The sequence below is a fragment of the Mesorhizobium sp. M2A.F.Ca.ET.042.01.1.1 genome, assembly GCF_003997405.1.
Taxonomy (GTDB): Bacteria; Pseudomonadota; Alphaproteobacteria; order Rhizobiales; family Rhizobiaceae; genus Mesorhizobium.
On record NZ_RZRX01000658.1, the window covers coordinates 1 to 424 of the forward strand.

1 pseudogene is annotated in these 424 nt (G+C 61.6%); it reads left to right on the forward strand.

Going from position 1 to position 424, the window contains the following annotated elements:
• Nucleotides 1-33: 33 nt before the first annotated feature.
• A pseudogene (locus tag EOA23_RS35405) lies at nucleotides 34-424 on the forward strand (type VI secretion protein); the annotation flags it as partial.

Below are 424 nucleotides of genomic sequence, written 5' to 3' on the forward strand. Positions count from 1 at the left end.
CCAGAGATCGAGGGGGACTTTGACAACCCTTTCGTGGCGGAGCTCGATGCCCGCTACATGGACGAGTTGGGCTCGAAGAACCTGTTCGTCAACGAGGCTTTCCTGACGCTCATCCGCCGGCCGATGGTCGGGCGTGTCGGCTGGGTCGACAAGGCGCTCAACGCGTTCCGCATCAGCACCGCCGGCGAAGAGACGCGTGAAGAGGCCATGGCCGAATTACACGATGTCCTCAGTGGCGTCGTGAAGGATTTTTCGGCCTATGGCGTGCGGCTTTTGGGCGTGGTGACACGGCGCGACAGCGTCTTTTCCGAGCCCGCTGAATTTATCGCCAAAATCCTTGCAGGCGGCGCGGATATCGAAATGCCGCTGCCGCGCATGAGCTTGGCGAGCGCCTGCGCGACCCGGCAAATCTTCTTCGGCAAGT